The organism is Catellatospora paridis (assembly GCF_009720365.1).
Lineage (GTDB): Bacteria > Actinomycetota > Actinomycetes > Mycobacteriales > Micromonosporaceae > Catellatospora > Catellatospora paridis.
The window spans coordinates 510,185-528,132 of record NZ_ML769314.1; the positions used below are offsets into that span (position 1 = coordinate 510,185).

11 protein-coding genes are annotated in these 17,948 nt (G+C 72.7%); 8 read left to right on the plus strand and 3 right to left on the minus strand.

Features of this window, described 5'->3' with window-relative positions:
- The first annotated feature begins 159 nt into the window (after positions 1 to 159).
- The 7 genes from F9C41_RS11430 (at position 160) to F9C41_RS11460 (ending at position 9,562) form a co-directional block, all read left to right on the plus strand.
- Positions 160 to 3,459, plus strand: a complete 3,300-nt coding sequence (locus F9C41_RS11430) for an error-prone DNA polymerase (RefSeq protein ID WP_407924694.1) — start codon at positions 160 to 162, stop codon at positions 3,457 to 3,459.
- A gap of 111 nt (positions 3,460 to 3,570) precedes the next feature.
- Positions 3,571 to 4,872, plus strand: coding sequence for a chymotrypsin family serine protease (locus F9C41_RS11435; RefSeq protein ID WP_155386661.1), 1,302 nt, complete (start codon positions 3,571 to 3,573; stop codon positions 4,870 to 4,872).
- Between the two features lie 34 nt (positions 4,873 to 4,906).
- Positions 4,907 to 5,632: a PASTA domain-containing protein gene (locus tag F9C41_RS11440; RefSeq protein ID WP_155386662.1), complete on the plus strand. Its 726-nt coding sequence runs from the start codon at positions 4,907 to 4,909 to the stop codon at positions 5,630 to 5,632.
- 83 nt (positions 5,633 to 5,715) lie between these two features.
- A complete protein-coding gene (locus F9C41_RS11445) occupies positions 5,716 to 6,471 on the plus strand; it encodes a methyltransferase domain-containing protein (protein ID WP_155386663.1) in 756 nt (251 codons plus the stop codon).
- Entirely contained in the window at positions 6,468 to 7,634 is a 1,167-nt protein-coding gene (locus F9C41_RS11450; protein WP_155386949.1) for an alkaline phosphatase family protein, read from the plus strand. The genes F9C41_RS11445 and F9C41_RS11450 overlap by 4 nt, the downstream gene beginning before the upstream one ends.
- Before the next feature lie 94 nt (positions 7,635 to 7,728).
- Complete coding sequence (gene dinB, locus F9C41_RS11455) at positions 7,729 to 9,036, plus strand: DNA polymerase IV (protein WP_269058909.1); 1,308 nt, start codon at positions 7,729 to 7,731, stop codon at positions 9,034 to 9,036.
- 124 nt (positions 9,037 to 9,160) lie between these two features.
- Positions 9,161 to 9,562: a DUF3040 domain-containing protein gene (locus F9C41_RS11460; protein ID WP_155386665.1), complete on the plus strand. Its 402-nt coding sequence runs from the start codon at positions 9,161 to 9,163 to the stop codon at positions 9,560 to 9,562.
- Between the two features lie 94 nt (positions 9,563 to 9,656).
- On the opposite strand, the gene F9C41_RS11465 is transcribed toward F9C41_RS11460, so the two are convergent.
- From F9C41_RS11465 to F9C41_RS11475, 3 genes are read right to left on the minus strand one after another with little or no spacing between them, the layout of a single operon-like run.
- A complete protein-coding gene (locus tag F9C41_RS11465) occupies positions 9,657 to 12,119 on the minus strand; it encodes a transglutaminase TgpA family protein (protein WP_155386666.1) in 2,463 nt (820 codons plus the stop codon).
- Complete coding sequence (locus F9C41_RS11470; protein ID WP_155386667.1) at positions 12,116 to 13,417, minus strand: DUF58 domain-containing protein; 1,302 nt, start codon at positions 13,415 to 13,417, stop codon at positions 12,116 to 12,118. Before F9C41_RS11470 ends, F9C41_RS11465 begins: the two co-directional genes overlap by 4 nt.
- A gap of 3 nt (positions 13,418 to 13,420) precedes the next feature.
- Positions 13,421 to 14,434 carry an AAA family ATPase gene (locus tag F9C41_RS11475; RefSeq protein WP_155386951.1) on the minus strand — a complete coding sequence of 338 codons (1,014 nt, stop codon included), beginning with the start codon at positions 14,432 to 14,434 and terminating at the stop codon, positions 13,421 to 13,423.
- 548 nt (positions 14,435 to 14,982) lie between these two features.
- Between F9C41_RS11475 and leuS the strand changes: the two genes are divergently transcribed.
- Positions 14,983 to 17,805 (plus strand): leucine--tRNA ligase, encoded by a 2,823-nt coding sequence (leuS, locus tag F9C41_RS11480; protein ID WP_155386668.1) that lies wholly within the window; start codon positions 14,983 to 14,985, stop codon positions 17,803 to 17,805.
- Positions 17,806 to 17,948 lie beyond the last annotated feature (143 nt).

Below are 17,948 nucleotides of genomic sequence, written 5' to 3' on the forward strand. Positions count from 1 at the left end.
TTGATCATGAAGTTGTGGCGGCGACACGCCGTCGAGCCGTGCCATAGGTTCATGATCAACGCGACCCCCGGGCCGGGTGGTGAGCTGGGGGTTAGTACAGTTGTTCGAGTGGGGTTCGATAGTCAGAACCAGTTGCCCTGGGCGGAGCTGGAGCGGCGGATGCGGGGCGGCCAGGTGGTCGATCCGCTGGTCGCCGACGGAGGGGATGCGCCGGGGTTCTCGCGGAAGCGGGAGCCGTATCGGGCCGAGCGGATCGAACGGCCGAAGACGGCGGTGCCGTACGCGGAGCTGCACTGTCATACCAATTTCAGTTTTCTGGACGGGGCCAGTGATCCGGAGGAGCTGGTCGCCGAGGCGGTCCGGCTGGGGCTGGAGGCGCTGGCCATCACCGACCACGACGGGTTCTACGGGGTGGTGCGGTTCGCGGAGGCGGCGAGGGAGCACGGGCTGCCGACCGTGTTCGGGGCGGAGCTGAACCTGGCCGGCCTGCCGCGGGGCGGGGGACCGCCGGATCCGGCGGGCACCCATCTGCTTGCGCTGGCCCGGGGGCCGGAGGGGTATGCCAAGCTCGCCCGGACCCTGTCCGAGGCGCACCTGCTGGGCGGCGAGAAGGGGCGGCCGAAGTACGAGCTGGAGAAGATCGCCGAGACCCTCAAAGGCAGCGCGGTGATCCTGACCGGGTGCCGGAAGGGCGCGGTGCCGCATGCGCTGCTCACCGAGGGGGTGGAGGCGGCCGCGCGGGAGCTGGACCGGCTGGCCTACCTGTTCGGCGCGGAGAACGTGGTGGTGGAGCTGACCGACCACGCCGACCCGTCCGACGGCGACCGCAACGAGGTCCTGGCGCACCTGGCGCAGCGGGCCGGGCTGCCCGTGCTCGCCACCAACAACGTGCACTACCACGCCCCGGCGCGGCGGCGGCTGGCCACGGTGACCGCGGCGGTGCGCGCCCGCACCAGCCTGGACCAGATCGACGGCTACCTGCCCGCGGCGGCTACCGCGCACCTGCGAACGGGTGCGGAGATGGCGGCCCGGTTCGCGGCGATGCCGTATCCGGGCGCGGACCGCGCGGTGGCGTACGCCGCGGAGCTGGGTAAACAGCTGGCGTTCGACCTGCGGCTGGTCGCCCCGAAGCTGCCGCCGTTCACCGACGAGGACGGCAACCGGGTCGACGAGGTGGCCTACCTGCGCGAGCGCACCTACGAGGGGGCCGCGCAGCGGTACGGGCCGCGGCAGGCGTACCCGGAGGCGTACGAGCGCATCGAGCACGAGCTGAAGATGATCGAGCAGTTGGAGTTCCCCGGCTACTTCCTGGTGGTCTGGGACATCGTCCGGTTCTGCCGGGAGGTGGACATCTACTGCCAGGGGCGGGGGTCGGCGGCGAACTCGGCGGTCTGCTACGCGCTGCGGATCACCAACGTGGACCCGGTCGGCGGCGAGGGCGGCCTGCTGTTCGAGCGCTTCCTGGCCCCGGAGCGCGACGGGCCGCCCGACATCGACGTCGACATCGAGTCCGACCGGCGCGAGGAGGTCATCCAGTACGTCTACCGGCGCTACGACCGGCAGCACACCGCGCAGGTCGCCAACGTGATCTCGTACCGGCCGCGGTCGGCGGTGCGCGACGTGGCCCGCGCGTTCGGCTTCTCGGCGGGGCAGCAGGACGCCTGGAGCAAGCAGATCGACCGCTGGCACGGGGTGTCGGCCAAGGACGTCGACGGTATCCCGGAGCACGTGCTGGAGTACGCCAACGAGCTGCTCAACGCCCCTCGCCACCTGGGCATCCACTCCGGTGGCATGGTCATCTGCGACCGGCCGGTGATCGAGGTGTGCCCGGTGGAGTGGGCGCGCATGCCCGGCCGCACCGTGCTGCAGTGGGACAAGGACGACTGCGCGGCGGTGGACCTGGTCAAGTTCGACCTGCTGGGGCTGGGCATGCTGTCGGCGCTGCACTACGCGTTCGACTTCCTGGGCCAGGAGCTGGACCTCGGCGATCTCAAGCCGGACGACCCCGAGGTGTACGAGATGCTGTGCCGCGCCGACACCGTCGGGGTGTTCCAGGTGGAGAGCCGGGCGCAGATGTCGACGCTGCCGCGGCTGCGCCCGGAGCGCTTCTACGACCTGGTGGTGGAGGTGGCGCTGATCCGGCCGGGCCCGATCCAGGGTGGTTCGGTGCACCCGTTCATCCGGCGCAAGAACGGGCTGGAGCCGGTGGACATCCCGCACCCGCGGATGCACAACTCGCTGGCCCGGACCCTGGGCGTGCCGCTGTTCCAGGAGCAGATGATGCAGCTGGCCATCGACGTGGCCGACTTCACCCCGGTGGAGGCCGACCAGCTGCGCCGGGCGATGGGCTCCAAGCGGTCCATGGACAAGATGGAACGCCTGCGCGAGCGCCTGTTCGAGGGTATGGCCCGCAACGGGATCGAGCCGGAGCTGGCCGACGACATCTACGCCAAGCTCGCCGCGTTCGCCAACTACGGCTTCCCGGAGAGCCACGCGATCAGCTTCGCCTACCTGGTGTACGCCAGCGCCTGGCTCAAGCGGTACCACCCGGCGGCGTTCTGCGCGGCGCTGCTCGGGGCGCAGCCGATGGGCTTCTACTCGCCGCAGTCGCTGGTCGACGACGCCCGGCGGCACGGGGTGCAGGTGCGCCGCCCGGACATCAACGCAAGCCTGGTCAAGGCCAACATCGAGTGGGCGGCGGGGGACCGGTCGGGCAGCGTGCCGGGGGAGCAGCCGTCGCAGTGGGGGCTGGGCGGCCCGGCGGTGCGGCTCGGCCTGGACAGCGTGCGCACGCTGGGGGAGGACGTCGCGAAACGGATCGTGGAAGAGCGCGAGCGCGCCGGGGCGTACGCCGACATGACCGATCTGGCCCGGCGGGCCGGCCTGCCCGCGACCCAGCTGGAGGCGCTGGCCACCGCGGACGCCTTCGCCTGTTTCGGCCTGGACCGGCGGGCGGCGCTGTGGGCGGCGGGCGCGGCCGCCACCGACACCCCCGACCGGCTGCCCGGCACGGTCGTCGGCGTGCACGCGCCGACCCTGCCCGGCATGGACGCGGTGGACAAGCTGGTGGCGGACGTATGGGCGACCGGGCTGTCCCCCGACGACCACCCGATCCGGCTGGTACGCGAGCGGCTGGCCGCGGCGGGCGCGCTGCCGATCGCGCGGCTCACCGGGGTCGAGCACGGGTCCCGGGTGCTGGTCGGCGGCCTGGTGACACACCGGCAACGGCCGGCCACCGCGGGCGGGGTGACCTTCCTCAACCTGGAGGACGAGACCGGGATGCTCAACGTGGTCTGCTCACCCGGCCTGTGGCTCCGCTTCCGCAAGGTGGCCCGGGGCAGCGCGGCGCTGCTGGTCCGCGGGCGGCTGGAATCGGCGTCGGGGGTGCGTAACCTGGTCGCGGATCAGCTCGCGCCGCTGACCGTGGCGACCCCGGTCGCGTCTAGGGATTTCCGTTAGTAGCGCGCCGATTACTCGCGGTCCATAAAGGACGACCGTACGTCTTGTGTGGACGTGAATCTGTCGATAGCGTTCGCTCGACCCATCACCCCTGGGACGAACGGACACCAGATGCGGAAAACGTCGTCGATCGTGGCCGGCTGCGGCCTGCTGCTGGCCACCCTGGTCACCTCCCTGCCCGCCCAGGCCGTGCCGGCGCTCACCGTGGACTGCCAGGTCGCCGCGCCGCCCGCCGGGCTCGCCGCGAGCCTGACCGCCGACCGCGCGCCCGCCTACGGGCAGTGGCTCGACACCGAGCCGGCCCGCGAGGCCAACCGCGCCGTGCAGACGGCGGCGCGGCAGGCCCTCGGCGTGACCGGAGGCAAGGAGCGCATCGCCGACCAGGTGCGCCGCGGTTACATCGGCACCGCGATCGACCACAACACGCAGACGGTGACCATCGTGGTCACCCCGGAGCAGCGCACCCGGGCGGCCACCCTCGACAGCGGCCTGGCCACGGCGGCGAAGGCCGCCGACGGCGCGGTCGCCATGAAGACGGCCGTCAAGGTCGGCTGCTTCTCCGCCGAGCGCCTGGCCGCCGCCGACGAGCTGCTCGAGGGCCGCGCCTGGCACCCCGACGCGGCGCGGGCGACGTTCAGCTACAGCCTGCGCGCCGCGGACTCCCGCTACCAGGTCACCTTCGACCCCCGCTTCCCGGCTGCCGCGCAGGCTCTGCGGGACGCGCTGGGCGAGGTCGCGGACGTCACCGTCGACACCGCCGCGCGCACCGGCCGGCTCAACGACGGCGAGGCGCACTTCGGCGGCGCGGGCGTGCGGGTCAACTCCGGCGCGACGAACACCTGCACCACCGCGTTCGTCGCCCGGCGCAAGTCGGTCGCCGGGGACACCGCGGTGTACAGCGGCGGCATCAGCGCCGGGCACTGCTTCGGCAACGGGCAGAACATCTACTCCTCGACGCAGTACTGGGGCACCGGCTCGCGCAAGAGCGACTACCCGGCATACGACATGCTCTTCGTGGGCTCCTCGGCGGAGACCTACGACAACGTCATCCACACCGACCCGTGCTGCCCGACCCAGCGCAACATCACCGCCAAGCGCAATCCGCTGGTCGGCGACGTGGTCTGCCTCAGTGGCATGGTCACCAAGGCCACCTGCGGGGTCACCGTGATCGGCCTGAACGCCATGATCTGCGACGCCGAAGGCTGCACCGGCGGGCTCATGGAGGGCGGCCGCAACGGCGACATCATCGTGCGCACCGGCGACTCCGGCGGCCCGGTCTACATCAGATCCGGCGCCAGCAACGCCATCGCCCTGGGGATGATCGTCGGCTGCACCAGCGGCTGCCGTGGCGTCGTCGCCGAGCAGCTGACCAACATCGAGACCCACCTCAACGCGACCATCCTCACCTCCTGAGGCCGGGCGGCACGCCACGTAGGAAAGGCTGGACATGAGCGGACAGCGGAGCTGGCCGGCGCGGGTCGCCGCGCTGGTGCTCGCCGGTGCGGTCGCCGGATGCGCCGCGCGCAACCTGCCGCCCGCGGACGTGCCGGAGCCGTCGGCCGACGCGGTGGTCGTCACGACCCGGGTGCCGCAGGTGGTCGACGGCGGCATCGGCCTGCTGGACAAGGAGTTCGGCAAGGCCGGGCTGGTGCCCCTGGTCAAGTACGAGCCGGGGCTGCTCCTCGACCGCGGCGTCGTCGCGGTGACCGATCCGCCCGGCGGCACCAGCCTGCCCCGGGGCAGCGTGGTCCGGGTCGTGGTGGCGGGTGAGCCGGCCAGCCTCGACGAGTACATCCGCGGGCACTGGGAGACGTTCGTCGGCACCGGGATCGACGCGAAGGGCACCGTCGTGCTCGGCGTGCACGAGGGCAACGGGCTGCCCGGCGTCGTCGAAGGCGTCGAGAAGTACGTGAAGGGCAAGCCCTACCGGCTGGTGACCTGCCCGCACTCGCGGGTCGACCTGGAGAAGGTGGTCGTCGAGCTGAGCGAGCGCCGGTTCCTGCCCACCGCCGACGCGCTGACGTTCTCGCTGAGCATCGACGGATACGCCTGCGCCGTGCAGATGCGCGCCGACCTCAGCGACGAGCAGACGGCTCAGCTGATGGAGCGGTTCGGCGCGAAGCTCGTGATCGAACGCGGCCCGGTCGAGGGCAGGCTGCGGGGCGACAGCTGACCCCCGTCAGCGGCTCGTCCCGGCGCCCCGCCCGGACGGCGTGCCCCGACGACACGCCACGGGCGGCCGCTAGGCTCGGCGGCGTGGAGCGAACTGTGGCGCAAGCCCGCATTGCGGGACCCCGTACCGCTGTGATCTGGTCGGTGCTGCGTGGTGAGCTGGCCGGACAGGACGGCCGCCCGCTCAGCGTCGTCGACGTCGGCGGCGGCACCGGCGGGTTCGCCGTGCCGCTGGCCGAGGCCGGGCACACCGTGACCGTCGTCGATCCGAGCCCCGATGCGCTGGCGTCGCTGCTGCGCCGGGCCACCGACGCGGGCGTGGCCGAACGGGTGCGTGCGCTGCAGGGCGACGCCGACTCGCTCGGCGACCTGATCCCGCCCGCCGCCGCGGACCTGGTGCTGTGCCACGCCGTGTTCGAGTTCGTCGACGACCCGGACGCGGTCGCGCAGGCGTTGCACGACGCGCTGCGGCCGGGCGGCGCGGCCAGCATCCTGGTCGCCAACCGGGCCGCCGCGGTGCTGTCGCGCGCGGTCGCCGGGCAGTGGCAGGCCGCGGCCGCGCTGCTGGCAGACGCGCAGGCCCGGGTCACCGGGCGGGACACGGTGCGGCGCCGGTTCGACCTCATCGGTGCGGAGGCGCTGCTGGCCGAGGCCGGGCTGCACGTCGAGCAGGCGCACGGGGTGCGCGTGGTCGCCGACCTGGTGCCCGGGGTCGTCGCCGACGCCGACCCCGAGGCGCTGCTGGCCTTCGAACTGGCCGCGTCGGCGGTGCCGCCGTACCGGGACGTGGCGACCCAGCTGCACCTGCTGGCCCGCCGCCGCGGCCACACCGACCACTGACCCGCCGGGAGGCTGCCGTGTTCGTCGCGCCGAACTACGACGAGGGCACGCTCGCCGACGTGCTGCCCGGCGCGCTGGCCGCGCTCGGCGTGCCGGGCCTGGCCGACCGACTGGGCCTGGCGGCCCGGCTCGACGGCGTACGCCGCATCGCGGTGCTGCTCGTCGACGGGATGGGCCGGCACCAGCTGCCCGCGATGGCCCCGGTCGCCCCGGTGATCGCGGCGACCCTGCGCGGCGAGCTCGGCCTGGCGTTGTCGACCACCTGCGGCTTCCCGTCGACCACCCCGACCAGCCTGGTCAGCCTCGCCACCGGCGCGCTGCCGGGCGCGCACGGCGTGCTGGCGTTCAACACCATCGTTCCGGGCGCCGACCGGGTGCTCAACCACACCGTATGGGCCGACGATCCATCGCCGACGGAATGGGTGCCGGTGCCGCCGCTGTACGCCGCCGCAACCGCCGCCGGGATCGACACCACGGTGGTGAACCGCCCCGAGTACGCGGGCAGCGGCCTGACCACGGCGACCAGCGCCGGTGCGCGCTACGTGCCCGCGGTCGACGTCGACTCCCTCGCCACCGGCATGCTCACGGCGCTGAAGGAGGCCCCGGCGCGCGCCCTGGTCTACGGCTACCACCCGCGCCTGGACAAGGCGGGCCACGAGCACGGACTCACCTCGGTGGAGTGGGCCGCTGCCGCCGCCGAGGTGGACAACCTGCTGGCCCGGCTCGTCGGCGGCCTGCCCGAGGACGCCGCGCTGCTGGTCACCGCCGATCACGGGCAGCTCGACGTGCCCGCCGACCACCGCATCGACGTGCACGCCGACCCGGCGCTGTCGGCCGGAGTGCGGGTGGTGACCGGCGAGCCGCGGGTGCGCTACCTGCACACCGCGCCGGGCGCGACCGCGGACGTGCTGGCCGCCTGGCGGTCCCGGGCCGGGCACGCGGCCTGGGTCGGCTCCCGCGACGAGGCGATCGCCACCGGCTGGTACGGGCCCCTGGGCGAGCGGCACGCGGCCCGCCTCGGCGAAGTGGTCGTGGTCTGCCGCGACGACTGGGCAATCCTGGCCACAGCCACCGACCCGCCGTCGGTCGCCCGCCTGATCGCCATGCACGGCTCCCTCACCGAGCCCGAGATGCGCATCCCGCTGCTCGTCTACCGACCCTGACCGCCGCGCTTCGCGCAGTTCCGCAGAAACTGCAGGCCGAGTCCGCCTCCCGGCGGGGGCGGGGTGTCTCACCGTGGCGGTAGCGTCCGGGGTTGTGGGACGTGCTTCCGGGGGTGGGGCGCCTAAGGGCTTCGGGCCTGACGGTGACGATTCGGGCTGCCCGTTTCTGCACATCGACATGGACGCCTTCTTCGCCGCGGTCGAGGTGCGTCGCCGGCCGGAGCTGCGCGGGCTGCCGGTGGTGGTCGGGGGCACCGGCGGGCGCGGGGTGGTCTCCTCGGCCAGCTACGAGGCGCGGGCATACGGCGTGCGCAGTGCGATGCCCACCGCGATGGCCCGCAGCCGCTGCCCGCAGGCGATCTTCATCCCCCCTGACATGACGGCGTACGCCGAGGCCTCGCAGTCCGTGATGGCGGTGTTCCGCGACATCACCCCGCTGGTCGAGCAGCTGTCGGTGGACGAGGCGTTCCTCGACGTGTCCGGCAGCCGCCGCCTGTTCGGCCCGCCGGCCGAGATCGCCCGGCTGATCCGCCGCCGCGTCGCCGAGGAGCTGCGGCTCACCTGCTCGATCGGGGTCGCGCCGAACAAGTTCCTGGCCAAGCTCGGCTCCACCCGGGCCAAGCCGGACGGCATGCTGGTCATCCCCGCCGACAAGACGCTGAAATTCCTGCGCCCGCTGCCGGTGTCGGTGCTGTGGGGGGTGGGCGAGCGCACCGAGGAGGCGCTGCACCGGCTGGGCCTGCGCACCGTCGCCGACGTCGCGGACGCCACGCCCGGCCTGCTGCGGGCCGCGGTGGGGCAGTCCCTGGCCGCGCACCTGCACGAGCTGGCCTGGGGCCGCGATCCGCGCCAGATCAGCACCGAGCACCAGGAGAAGTCGATCGGCGCCGAGGTGACCTTCGACACCGACCTGGGCGAACCGGAGGCGCTGCGCAAGACGATGCTGGCGCTGGCGCAGAAGGTGGCCGCCCGGGCCCGCGCGGCCGGACAGGCCGGGCGGACAGTGTCGATCAAGGTGCGGTTCGCCGACTTCCGGACCATCTCCCGCTCGCGCACGCTGCCCGGACCGACCGATGTGGCACACGACATCCTCGCCACCGCCTGGGAGCTGTTCGAAGCGGTGCGGGCCCAGCAGCGCATCCGGCTGGTGGGAGTGCGGCTGGAGGGGCTGCTGGCAGCGGAGGGGGCGGTGCGTCAGCTGGCACTCGGCGAGGAGGAGGACGGCTGGCGAGAGGCCGAGGTGGCCGGTGATGCTGTCATCGCCCGGTTCGGTCGCGGGGCCCTCCGTCCGGCCAGTCTTCTCGGTACGACCCGGCGTTCTGCGGGTGCGGCGACCCCGCGGCCGCAAAATCCCGCTCCGGGCATGGTCGTCCCGCTTTCCGACCCGCCACCGCCCTCGTAGACTGACGGGTAGCAGTCGTCCGGCTGCGACACGTATTCACGGTTTGGCGATCTTCATCTGGGGAATCGGCGCTCTGTCGCACCCTGGAAGGGAACGTCGACCTGGCGGACCGGGGAGGAGAGCCGTGCCGCTATCCGAGCACGAGCAGAGGCTGTTCGAGCAGATCGAGCGGTCGCTGTCCGAAGATCCGAAGTTCGCTTCGGCCGTCCGCCACAGCGATCCCAAGTTCCATGCCCGCCGGCGGATCATCATCTCCGCCGTGCTCATCCTCGCCGGCCTGGGCCTGGTCGTGTACGGCGTCGCCGACAGCGAGAAGCTGTGGCTGGGCGTCGTCGGCTTCGTGCTGATGCTCGGCGCGGCGGCGTTCTGGATGCTGGCGCACAAGCGCAGCCAGACCGCCGAACTGCGCTCCGTGGGCGGCACCGCGACGCGGCGCACCCGAGGCGGCAGCCGGGGCGGCCGCACCGGCGGCATCATCGACCGCCTCGAGAACCGCTGGCGCGAGCGCGGCGACTTCGACCGCTGAATCCCTGCACCGGCGTGCCGCGCCGGTGCCACGACGACGACGAGGGCCGCCCCGGATGGGGCGGCCCTCGATCACACTTGGCTCGATGCGCGGGTCAGCGCAGTAGCCGCCCGGGCCGCAGCGGCCGCAGCACCCGCTTGCCGATCCCGCTCAGCCGGGCCATCCGCACCGACAGCGCGGTGAACCCGGCGTACGCCGCGTTGCGCCACCGCAGCAGCACCGACGGCGGCATCAGCAGCGCCGCCAGGCGCACGCCCCGGTCGGCCTCGCCCGCGATGGCCCGGCGCACCGCGCGGACAGCCGGGGTGAGGCGTTCGGCCGACAGCGGCACCGGCGCGTACCGGGCCCGCTCCTCGGCCATGCCGAGCAGGCGCGCCTGCTCCACCGCCACCGACGCGGGCAGCGCGGTGCTGATCAGCCGCTCGACCGTGGCCCGCGGCGTCTCCGCCGGATCGACCACCAGCCGGTGGTCGATCATCGTGTCGATGAGCTCGTCCCAGGCCGCGTGGGCCTGCCGCCGGGCCGCGTCGGTGTCCCCGACCACGGTCATGGTCAAGTCCGCCGCGGACACGCCGACCTCGGTGAACCCGCCGCCGGAGGGCGCCGCCACCGCGGTGCGCATGCCACGCCGCCGGCGCAGCATCGTGCGCCGCAGCGCCGGGGTGATCAGCAGTGCCAGCAGCAGCACCACGCCGCCGCTCGCCACCCAGACCCAGGTGGGCAGCTCGTCGTCGACGAGGATCGGGCCGATCACGCCGCCGTCGGGGTCGATCGGGTCCCGCGACGGCCCGCCCGGCCCCTCCGGGCCGCCGCTGGCACCGGGGCTCAGCGAGGGGCGCACGCCGCCCGGGGTCGCCTCGGGCGCGTCCACGTCCGGGGCCCATGCCGTGGGGGCCGAGCCCACCACGTACGTCGACGGGGTCGCGTCGAACGGGACCCAGCCGAACCCGGAGAAGTAGACCTCGGTCCAGGCGTGCAGGTTGCGGTTGGTGAGGGTGCGTACGCCGTTGTCCGCCGAGCCGCCCAGCGTGAAGCCGAACGCCACCCGCGCCGGGATCTTCGCGGTGCGCACCATCCAGGCCAGCGCCGCGGCGTACTGCTCGCAGAAGCCGCGCTTGTTGTTCAGGAAGTCCGCGATGGCCGCGCCGGAGGTGCCCGCCGGGGCCGCCACGTCGTACTTGAAGCCGTTCTTGGCCGAGAAGTGGTCGTAGAGCGCACGGACCCGGTCGTAGTTGTTCGTCTTGCCCTCGACCAGCTTGTCCACCAGGGTCTGCACCTGGGGCACCTTGGGCACCTGGCTGTACTCGCGCTGGTTGGTGTCGGACGCGGCCATGGTCGGCGCGGTGCGCAGCTGATCGGGGGTGAACTCCGCGCGCACGTAGTCGAACTCGTACGAGCGCTCGGCGGAGTTGGCCCGCTGCGAGTAGACGATCTGCAGCGACGGGTCGTACGACCACGCGGCGTCCAGCCCGCGGATCGACGTCGGCGCCGAGTAGACCGGCAGCAGCGGCATGGCGAAGTTCTCGGTGATCTCGACGCGGGCCGTCGCGGCCTGCGAGCGCACCGAGCTGAGGTCCAGCCCGGACGGGTCGGGCAGGTTGTCGCTGACCGGCTGGCCGGTGGGCTGGTGGCTGGCGAAGCCGCCGCCGCTGATCTGGTCGGCGACCCCGAAGCGCATGTAGAACGGGTCCGGGTCGTTGGTGGTGACCTTCACCATGTCCTGCACGCCGGCCTGCTTGAGCCGCCCGCTCAGCTCGGCGAACAGGTCCACCCGGCCGTTGCCGCGGGGGCCCTTGCCGGCCTGGCCGAGGCCGTCGCCGCTGCCGAACTCGCCGAGGAAGCCCGCGCTCATCGCGGGCACGGCCAGCGGCAGCGCGACCGCCACCAGCACGCCGACCACGGCCAGCCGCCGGCCGGCCGACGCCAGCGGGGACGGCTCCCAGACGTCGACGCCGCGGCCCTCGCCGGTGAACCGGCGGCCGAAGCGGCGCACCCGGTCGACGTTGTCGCTGACCAGCAGCCACAGGAAGCCGGTCGCGCCGACGATGAACGGGATCGGCGACACCGAGTCGATGTAGACCGCGACCGGCACCGAGTAGATGGCCAGCATCGGCAGGCCCGCCAGCGCCGGGCGGCGCAGCCCCACCGCGCACAGATCCACCAGGATCGCCACCGCGCCCATGCCCAGCGCGCTGACGAACAGCAGCCCCGCAAGGTCCGGCACCGGCACGTAGCTCTTCTGGACCTCCTCGCCGGCCAGCGCGAACAGCTTGCCGAACTGGGCGAATGTGTCCGGTGTCGGGATCAGTCCGAGAATCGCGGTGTCCTCGCCGAACAACCAGGTCAGGCCGATCAGCAGGGCCGCCAGCATGGCCAGCAGCTGGGCCCAGAGCCGCCCGCGCAGCGAGCGCGCGCCCAGCGCGGCCCCGGTCACCATCGCGACCATGAGCCCGCCCTCGAACAGCCAGCTCCAGCCGGCGAAGATGGCCGAGATCGGAGCGGACGCGAGCACCGTGGCCGCGCCCGCGACCAGGCCCAGATGACGTCGTGAGTTCATCGGCCGCCTCCCATGGTGACCGTCTCGGCCATCGCCGCGCGCACCGCGAAGCCCTGCTGGCCCCGGGCCGCCTGCGGCCACAGCGTGGGGAGTTGGTCGCCGTGCTTGACCCGGACGACCCGCCAGCCGCTCTGCATCAGCGACAGCGCCGCCGCCGCGTGCTCGTGCTCGGCCGCCTCGCGGGCCGGCGCGGGCAGGTTGAGCCAGGTGCTGGCGTCCAGGAAGAACGCCACGCAGGTGGTGCCGCTGGTGCGCAGGGCCAGGAGCAGGCGCGCCTCCTCGGCGGTGAGCAGGCCCAGCACCGCGATGATCAGGCCGCCGTCGGCGCGCCGCCGGGTGTGCTCCACCAGGCTGCCGACGTCGCCGCGCGGGGACGCCTTCACCTCGGCCAGGTGGTCGAGCAGCATGCCGTCGCCGACGCCTTCCGTGGCATCGATGTCGGCGCCGGTGTCGGTGACCAGGCGCAGCCGGTATCCGGCCTGGCGCAGGTGCACCGCGATGCTGGCCGAGGCCGACACCGCCCACTCGAAGCTGGCCGTGGGGCCCTCGCCCCGGTGCGCGCCCAGCCGCGTGTCGAGCAGGACGGTGGCCCGGCTCTCCCACGGCTGCTCCTCGCGGCGCACCATCAGCTCGCCGACCCGGGCGGTCGAGCGCCAGTGCACCCGGCGCAGGTCGTCGCCGCGGCGGTACTCGCGGGTCGCGGCGTCGTCCTCGCCGTGCACGGCGACCGAGCGGGCGCGGCTGTCGCCGGTGCCCGAGTACTCCCCGGCCAGCCGGACCAGCTGCAGCGGCGACACGTTCGGGATGACGGTGAGCTTGTCAGCGCTGGGGAACGAGCGGGTCAGCTCGCACAGCCCGAACGGGTCGGTCATGCGCAGCGTCAGCGGGCCGACCTCGTAGCGGCCGCGCAGCTCGGCGCGCACCGTGTACGCCACCGAGCTGGCCTGCTGCGCGCCGAGGCGCTCCAGCACCAGGCGGGGGCGGCTGCCCAGCGCGTACGGCAGCCGGTCCTCCAGCAGCAGCGTGCCAGTGGGCAGGCGGGACATGTTCTGCAGCCGCAGCAGCACACGCGCGCTGCCGCCGGCCTGCACCCGGTACGGGTCGAGGCTGCGCGTGCAGGCGAGCTTGTAGCGCGCCCGGCCGACGTACGCCGCCGCCATCAGCGGCAGCGCCACCAGCAGCACCGCCACCCGCATCAGGTCCTTCTCGCCGAGGGCGAGCGCGCACAGCAGCGCGGCCGCCCCCGCGGCGAGGAACGAGCGGCCGCGGGTGGTGAGCCCGCGCAGCGCCTCACGCATCGGTCAGCCCCGCCGGTCGTAGAAGGAGTTGGGCGGCGTCGCCGGGCGGGTGTCGTAGGGGGAGCGCCCGCCGCGGTCGTGCGGCACCGGCAGGCGGTGCACCAGCTCGGACAGGATCGCGTCGGTGGTACGCCGGGCCAGCTGCGCGTCGGCGGTCGGGATGACGCGGTGCGCGAGCACCGGCACGGCGAGGGTCTGCAGGTCGTCGGGCACGACGTAGTCGCGGCCGTCCAGCGCGGCGACGGCCTTGGCCGTGCGCAACAGCTGCAGCGTGGACCGGGGGGACGCGCCCAGGCGCAGCTCGGGGGCCTCGCGGGTGGCGGTGACCAGCTCCACGGCGTAGCGCTTGACCGCCTCGGCGACGTGCACGCTGCGTACCGTGGCGATCAGCCGGCGTACGGTGCCGCCGTCGACGACCGAGGTCAGGTCCTCCAGCGGGTCGTGCGAGTGGTAGCCGTCGAGCATGGCGTACTCCGCCGCGGCGTCGGGGTAGCCCATCGCGATGCGGGCGGTGAACCGGTCGCGCTGGGCCTCGGGCAGCGGGTACGTGCCCTCCATCTCGATCGGGTTCTGCGTCGCGACCACCATGAACGGGATCTCCATGGCGTACGTGACGCCGTCCACGGTGACCTGGTGCTCCTCCATGCACTCCAGCAGCGCCGACTGGGTCTTCGGCGAGGCCCGGTTGATCTCGTCGCCGACCACCAGGTTGGCGAAGACCGCGCCCGGCTTGAACTCGAAGTCGCGCGTCTCCTGGTTGTAGACGCTGACCCCGGTGACGTCGCTGGGCAGCAGGTCGGGGGTGAACTGGATGCGCCGCACGGAGCAGTCGATGGACCGGGCCAGCGCCTTGGCCAGCTTGGTCTTGCCCACGCCGGGCACGTCCTCGATGAGCAGGTGGCCCTCGGCCAGCAGCACGGCCAGGGCCAGCCGCACGGTGGCGGTCTTGCCCTCGATGACCTGCTCGATGTTGGCCACGATGGCATTCGTCGTGGCACGGAACTCGTCGACCGTCATGGGGTCGGTGAGTTCGCCCCCACTGCGTTGCGTGGTCACATGTCCTCCTGTAGTTCGCAACTGCGGGGCCTGGCCCCCGTGGGACGGGCGCTTCCTGCGCTCACCCTGGCCTCCCACCATTCTGATCACCTGCGCCCCGACAGAACGCCGACCTCCGTCGGGGAGGTTGCTTCGCTGGGCAAGTACCGGGCCGGGCGGCCGGCACGGCGTGTCGGGCGGCTCGCATGGGAGTGAGAGCCTTGTCCGCAGTGTTCCGTAGGTGCGGCGCATGCGGCAATGGCAGGACCCGGCTGTCACGTGACGCGCCAGATCGGGCGGTCTGCGAGCTATGCGAGATGCGGGGGCCGAGCGCCCGGGGGTATCATGCGGGCATGGCTTGGGCCCTGGCGCTCCTTAGTGAGCCGTGCTGACGCGACAGAGCGCGCGTGAGCACGGCGACCCCTCCTGCGTGAGGGGATTTTTTGTGCCTGGAGCACGCCGCGACGCGCTGAGGCGTCCGCATACCGCCCGATGACTTTGATCTTGATCTGACTCGTGAGGACCTGGACATGAGCGAGCACGCCGAGACCCCGGCCGACATTCCCCCGTACCGCTACACCGCCGCGACCGCGAACGCCATCGAGGCCCACTGGCAGGACTTCTGGCAGGAGCACGGCACCTTCCACGCGCCCAACCCGGCCGGACCGCTGGCCGACCCGGCGCACCCGCGCTCGGGCGCCCCGAAGCAGTTCGTGCTGGACATGTTCCCGTACCCGTCCGGTGCCGGCCTGCACGTGGGCCACCCGCTGGGCTTCATCGGCACCGACGTGTTCGCCCGCTTCAAGCGCATGGCGGGCTTCAACGTGCTGCACACGATGGGCTTCGACTCGTTCGGACTGCCGGCCGAGCAGTACGCGGTGCAGACCGGCACCCACCCGCGCATCACCACCGAGCGCAACGTCGAGCGCTACCGCGCCCAGCTGCGCATGCTGGGCCTGGGCCACGACGACCGGCGCTCGGTGGCCACCACCGACGTCGAGTTCTACCGCTGGACCCAGTGGATCTTCCTGCAGGTCTTCAACTCCTGGTACGACGCCGAGCAGGGTAGGGCCCGGCCGATCGGCGAGCTGGTGGAGAAGCTGGCGGCCGACCCGGCCTGGGCCGCGAAGTCGGTCTCCGAGCAGCGCGCCATCATCAACGAGCACCGCCTGGCGTACGTCTCCGAGGCCCCGGTGAACTGGTGCCCCGGCCTGGGCACGGTCCTGGCCAACGAGGAGGTCACCTCCGACGGTCGCAGCGAGCGCGGCAACTTCCCGGTCTTCAAGCGCAGCCTGAAGCAGTGGATGATGCGCATCACCGCGTACGGCGACCGCCTGATCGACGACCTGGACACGCTGGACTGGCCCGAGCCGATCAAGGCGATGCAGCGGAACTGGATCGGCCGCTCCACCGGCGCGCACATCGCGTTCCCGGTCGAGGGCGCGGACCCGATCCGCGTGTTCACCACCCGCCCCGACACCGTCTACGGCGCGACCTACATGGTCGTCGCGCCCGAGCACGAGCTGGTCGACGGCATCGTCCCGGCCGCGTGGCCCGAGGGCACGCACGAGGTGTGGACCGGCGGGCACGACACCCCGGCCGCGGCGGTCGCCGCGTACCGCGCCGAGGCCGCGGCCAAGACCGAGCTGGAGCGCCAGGCCGACGCCAAGGTCAAGACCGGCGTCTTCACCGGGGCGTACGCGACCAACCCGGTCAACGGCGCTCGGGTACCGGTGTTCATCGCCGACTACGTGCTGGCCGGCTACGGCACCGGCGCGATCATGGCGGTGCCCGGCCAGGACGAGCGCGACTGGGAGTTCGCCGAGGTCTTCGAGCTGCCCATCATCCGCACCGTGCAGCCGACGGCGGGCTTCGACGGCAAGGCGTTCACCGGCGAGGGCCCGGCGATCAACTCCGGCATGCTGGACGGCCTGGGCATCGCCGAGGCCAAGGAGAAGATCATCGCCTGGCTGGAGGCCGAGGGCCACGGCCAGGGCGCGACCACGTACCGGCTGCGCGACTGGCTGTTCAGCCGCCAGCGCTACTGGGGCGAGCCGTTCCCGATCGTGTACGGCACCGACGGCCAGGCCATCGCGCTGCCGGAGTCGATGCTGCCGGTCGAGCTGCCCGAGGTCGACGACTTCTCGCCGAAGACCTACGAGCCCGACGACGCGACCTCCTCGCCGGAGACGCCGCTGTCGCGCAACAAGGAGTGGACCGAGGTCGAGCTGACCGGGCTGTCAGAAGACGCGGGCGACGGCCCGCAGACCTACATCCGCGAGACCAACACCATGCCGCAGTGGGCCGGCTCCTGCTGGTACCAGCTGCGCTACCTGGACCCCACCAACGAGCTGGCCTTCGTCGACCCGGCCAACGAGGCCTACTGGGTCGGGCCGCAGCACGCCGGCGACTCCGGCGGCGTCGACCTGTACGTCGGCGGCGTCGAGCACGCCGTGCTGCACCTGCTGTACGCCCGGTTCTGGCACAAGGTCCTGTTCGACCTGGGCCGCGTGTCGAGCTTCGAGCCGTACCACCGCCTGTTCAACCAGGGCTACATCCAGGCGTACGCCTACACCGACGACCGGGGCGCCTACGTCCCGGCCGAGGAGGTCGCCGAGGAGCAGCCGACCGTCTTCACCTGGAACGGCGAGAAGGTCAACCGCGAGTACGGCAAGATGGGCAAGTCGCTGAAGAACGTCGTCACGCCCGACGAGATGGTCGAGCGGTACGGCGCCGACACCTTCCGCGTCTACGAGATGTCCATGGGCCCGCTGGAGGTGTCCCGCCCCTGGGAGACCCGGGCCGTCATCGGCTCGTACCGCTTCCTGCAGCGGGTCTGGCGCACCATGATCGACGAGGAGACCGGCGGGGTCACCGTGGTCGACGCCCCGGCCTCCGACGACCTGCGCCGCCTGCTGCACCGCACCATCGCCGGGGTCCGCGAGGACATGGCCGCGCTGCGCTTCAACACCGCCGTCGCGAAGCTGATCGAGCTGACCAACGCGGTGACCAAGGCCGGCGCGACCCCGCGCGAGATCGCCGAGCCGCTGGTGCTGATGCTGGCCCCGGTCGCCCCGCACATCGCCGAGGAGCTGTGGTCCAAGCTGGGCCACGACGGCTCGCTGACCTTCGCCGACTTCCCGGTCGCCGACCCGGCGCTGCTGACCGCCGACCTGGTCACCTACCCGGTCCAGGTCAACGGCAAGGTTCGCGGCCGGGTCGAGGTCGCCGCCGAGGCTGCCGAGGACGAGGTCCGCGCCGCGGCCCTGGCCGCGGTCACCGAGTCCCTGGCCGGCAAGGAGCCGAAGAAGGTCATCGTCATCCCCGGCCGCCTGGTCAGCATCGTCGCCTGACCTGATTTGAAAGAAGGGCACCTTCTTGACGCTCCGCGTTGTAGAAGGTGCCCTTCTCAGCGACCGAAGGTTCGCTGGTTGTCGATGATCCGTTTTTGTGGACGCCCGCGGCCCCTATACGGGCAGTGGGCGTCCACAAAAAC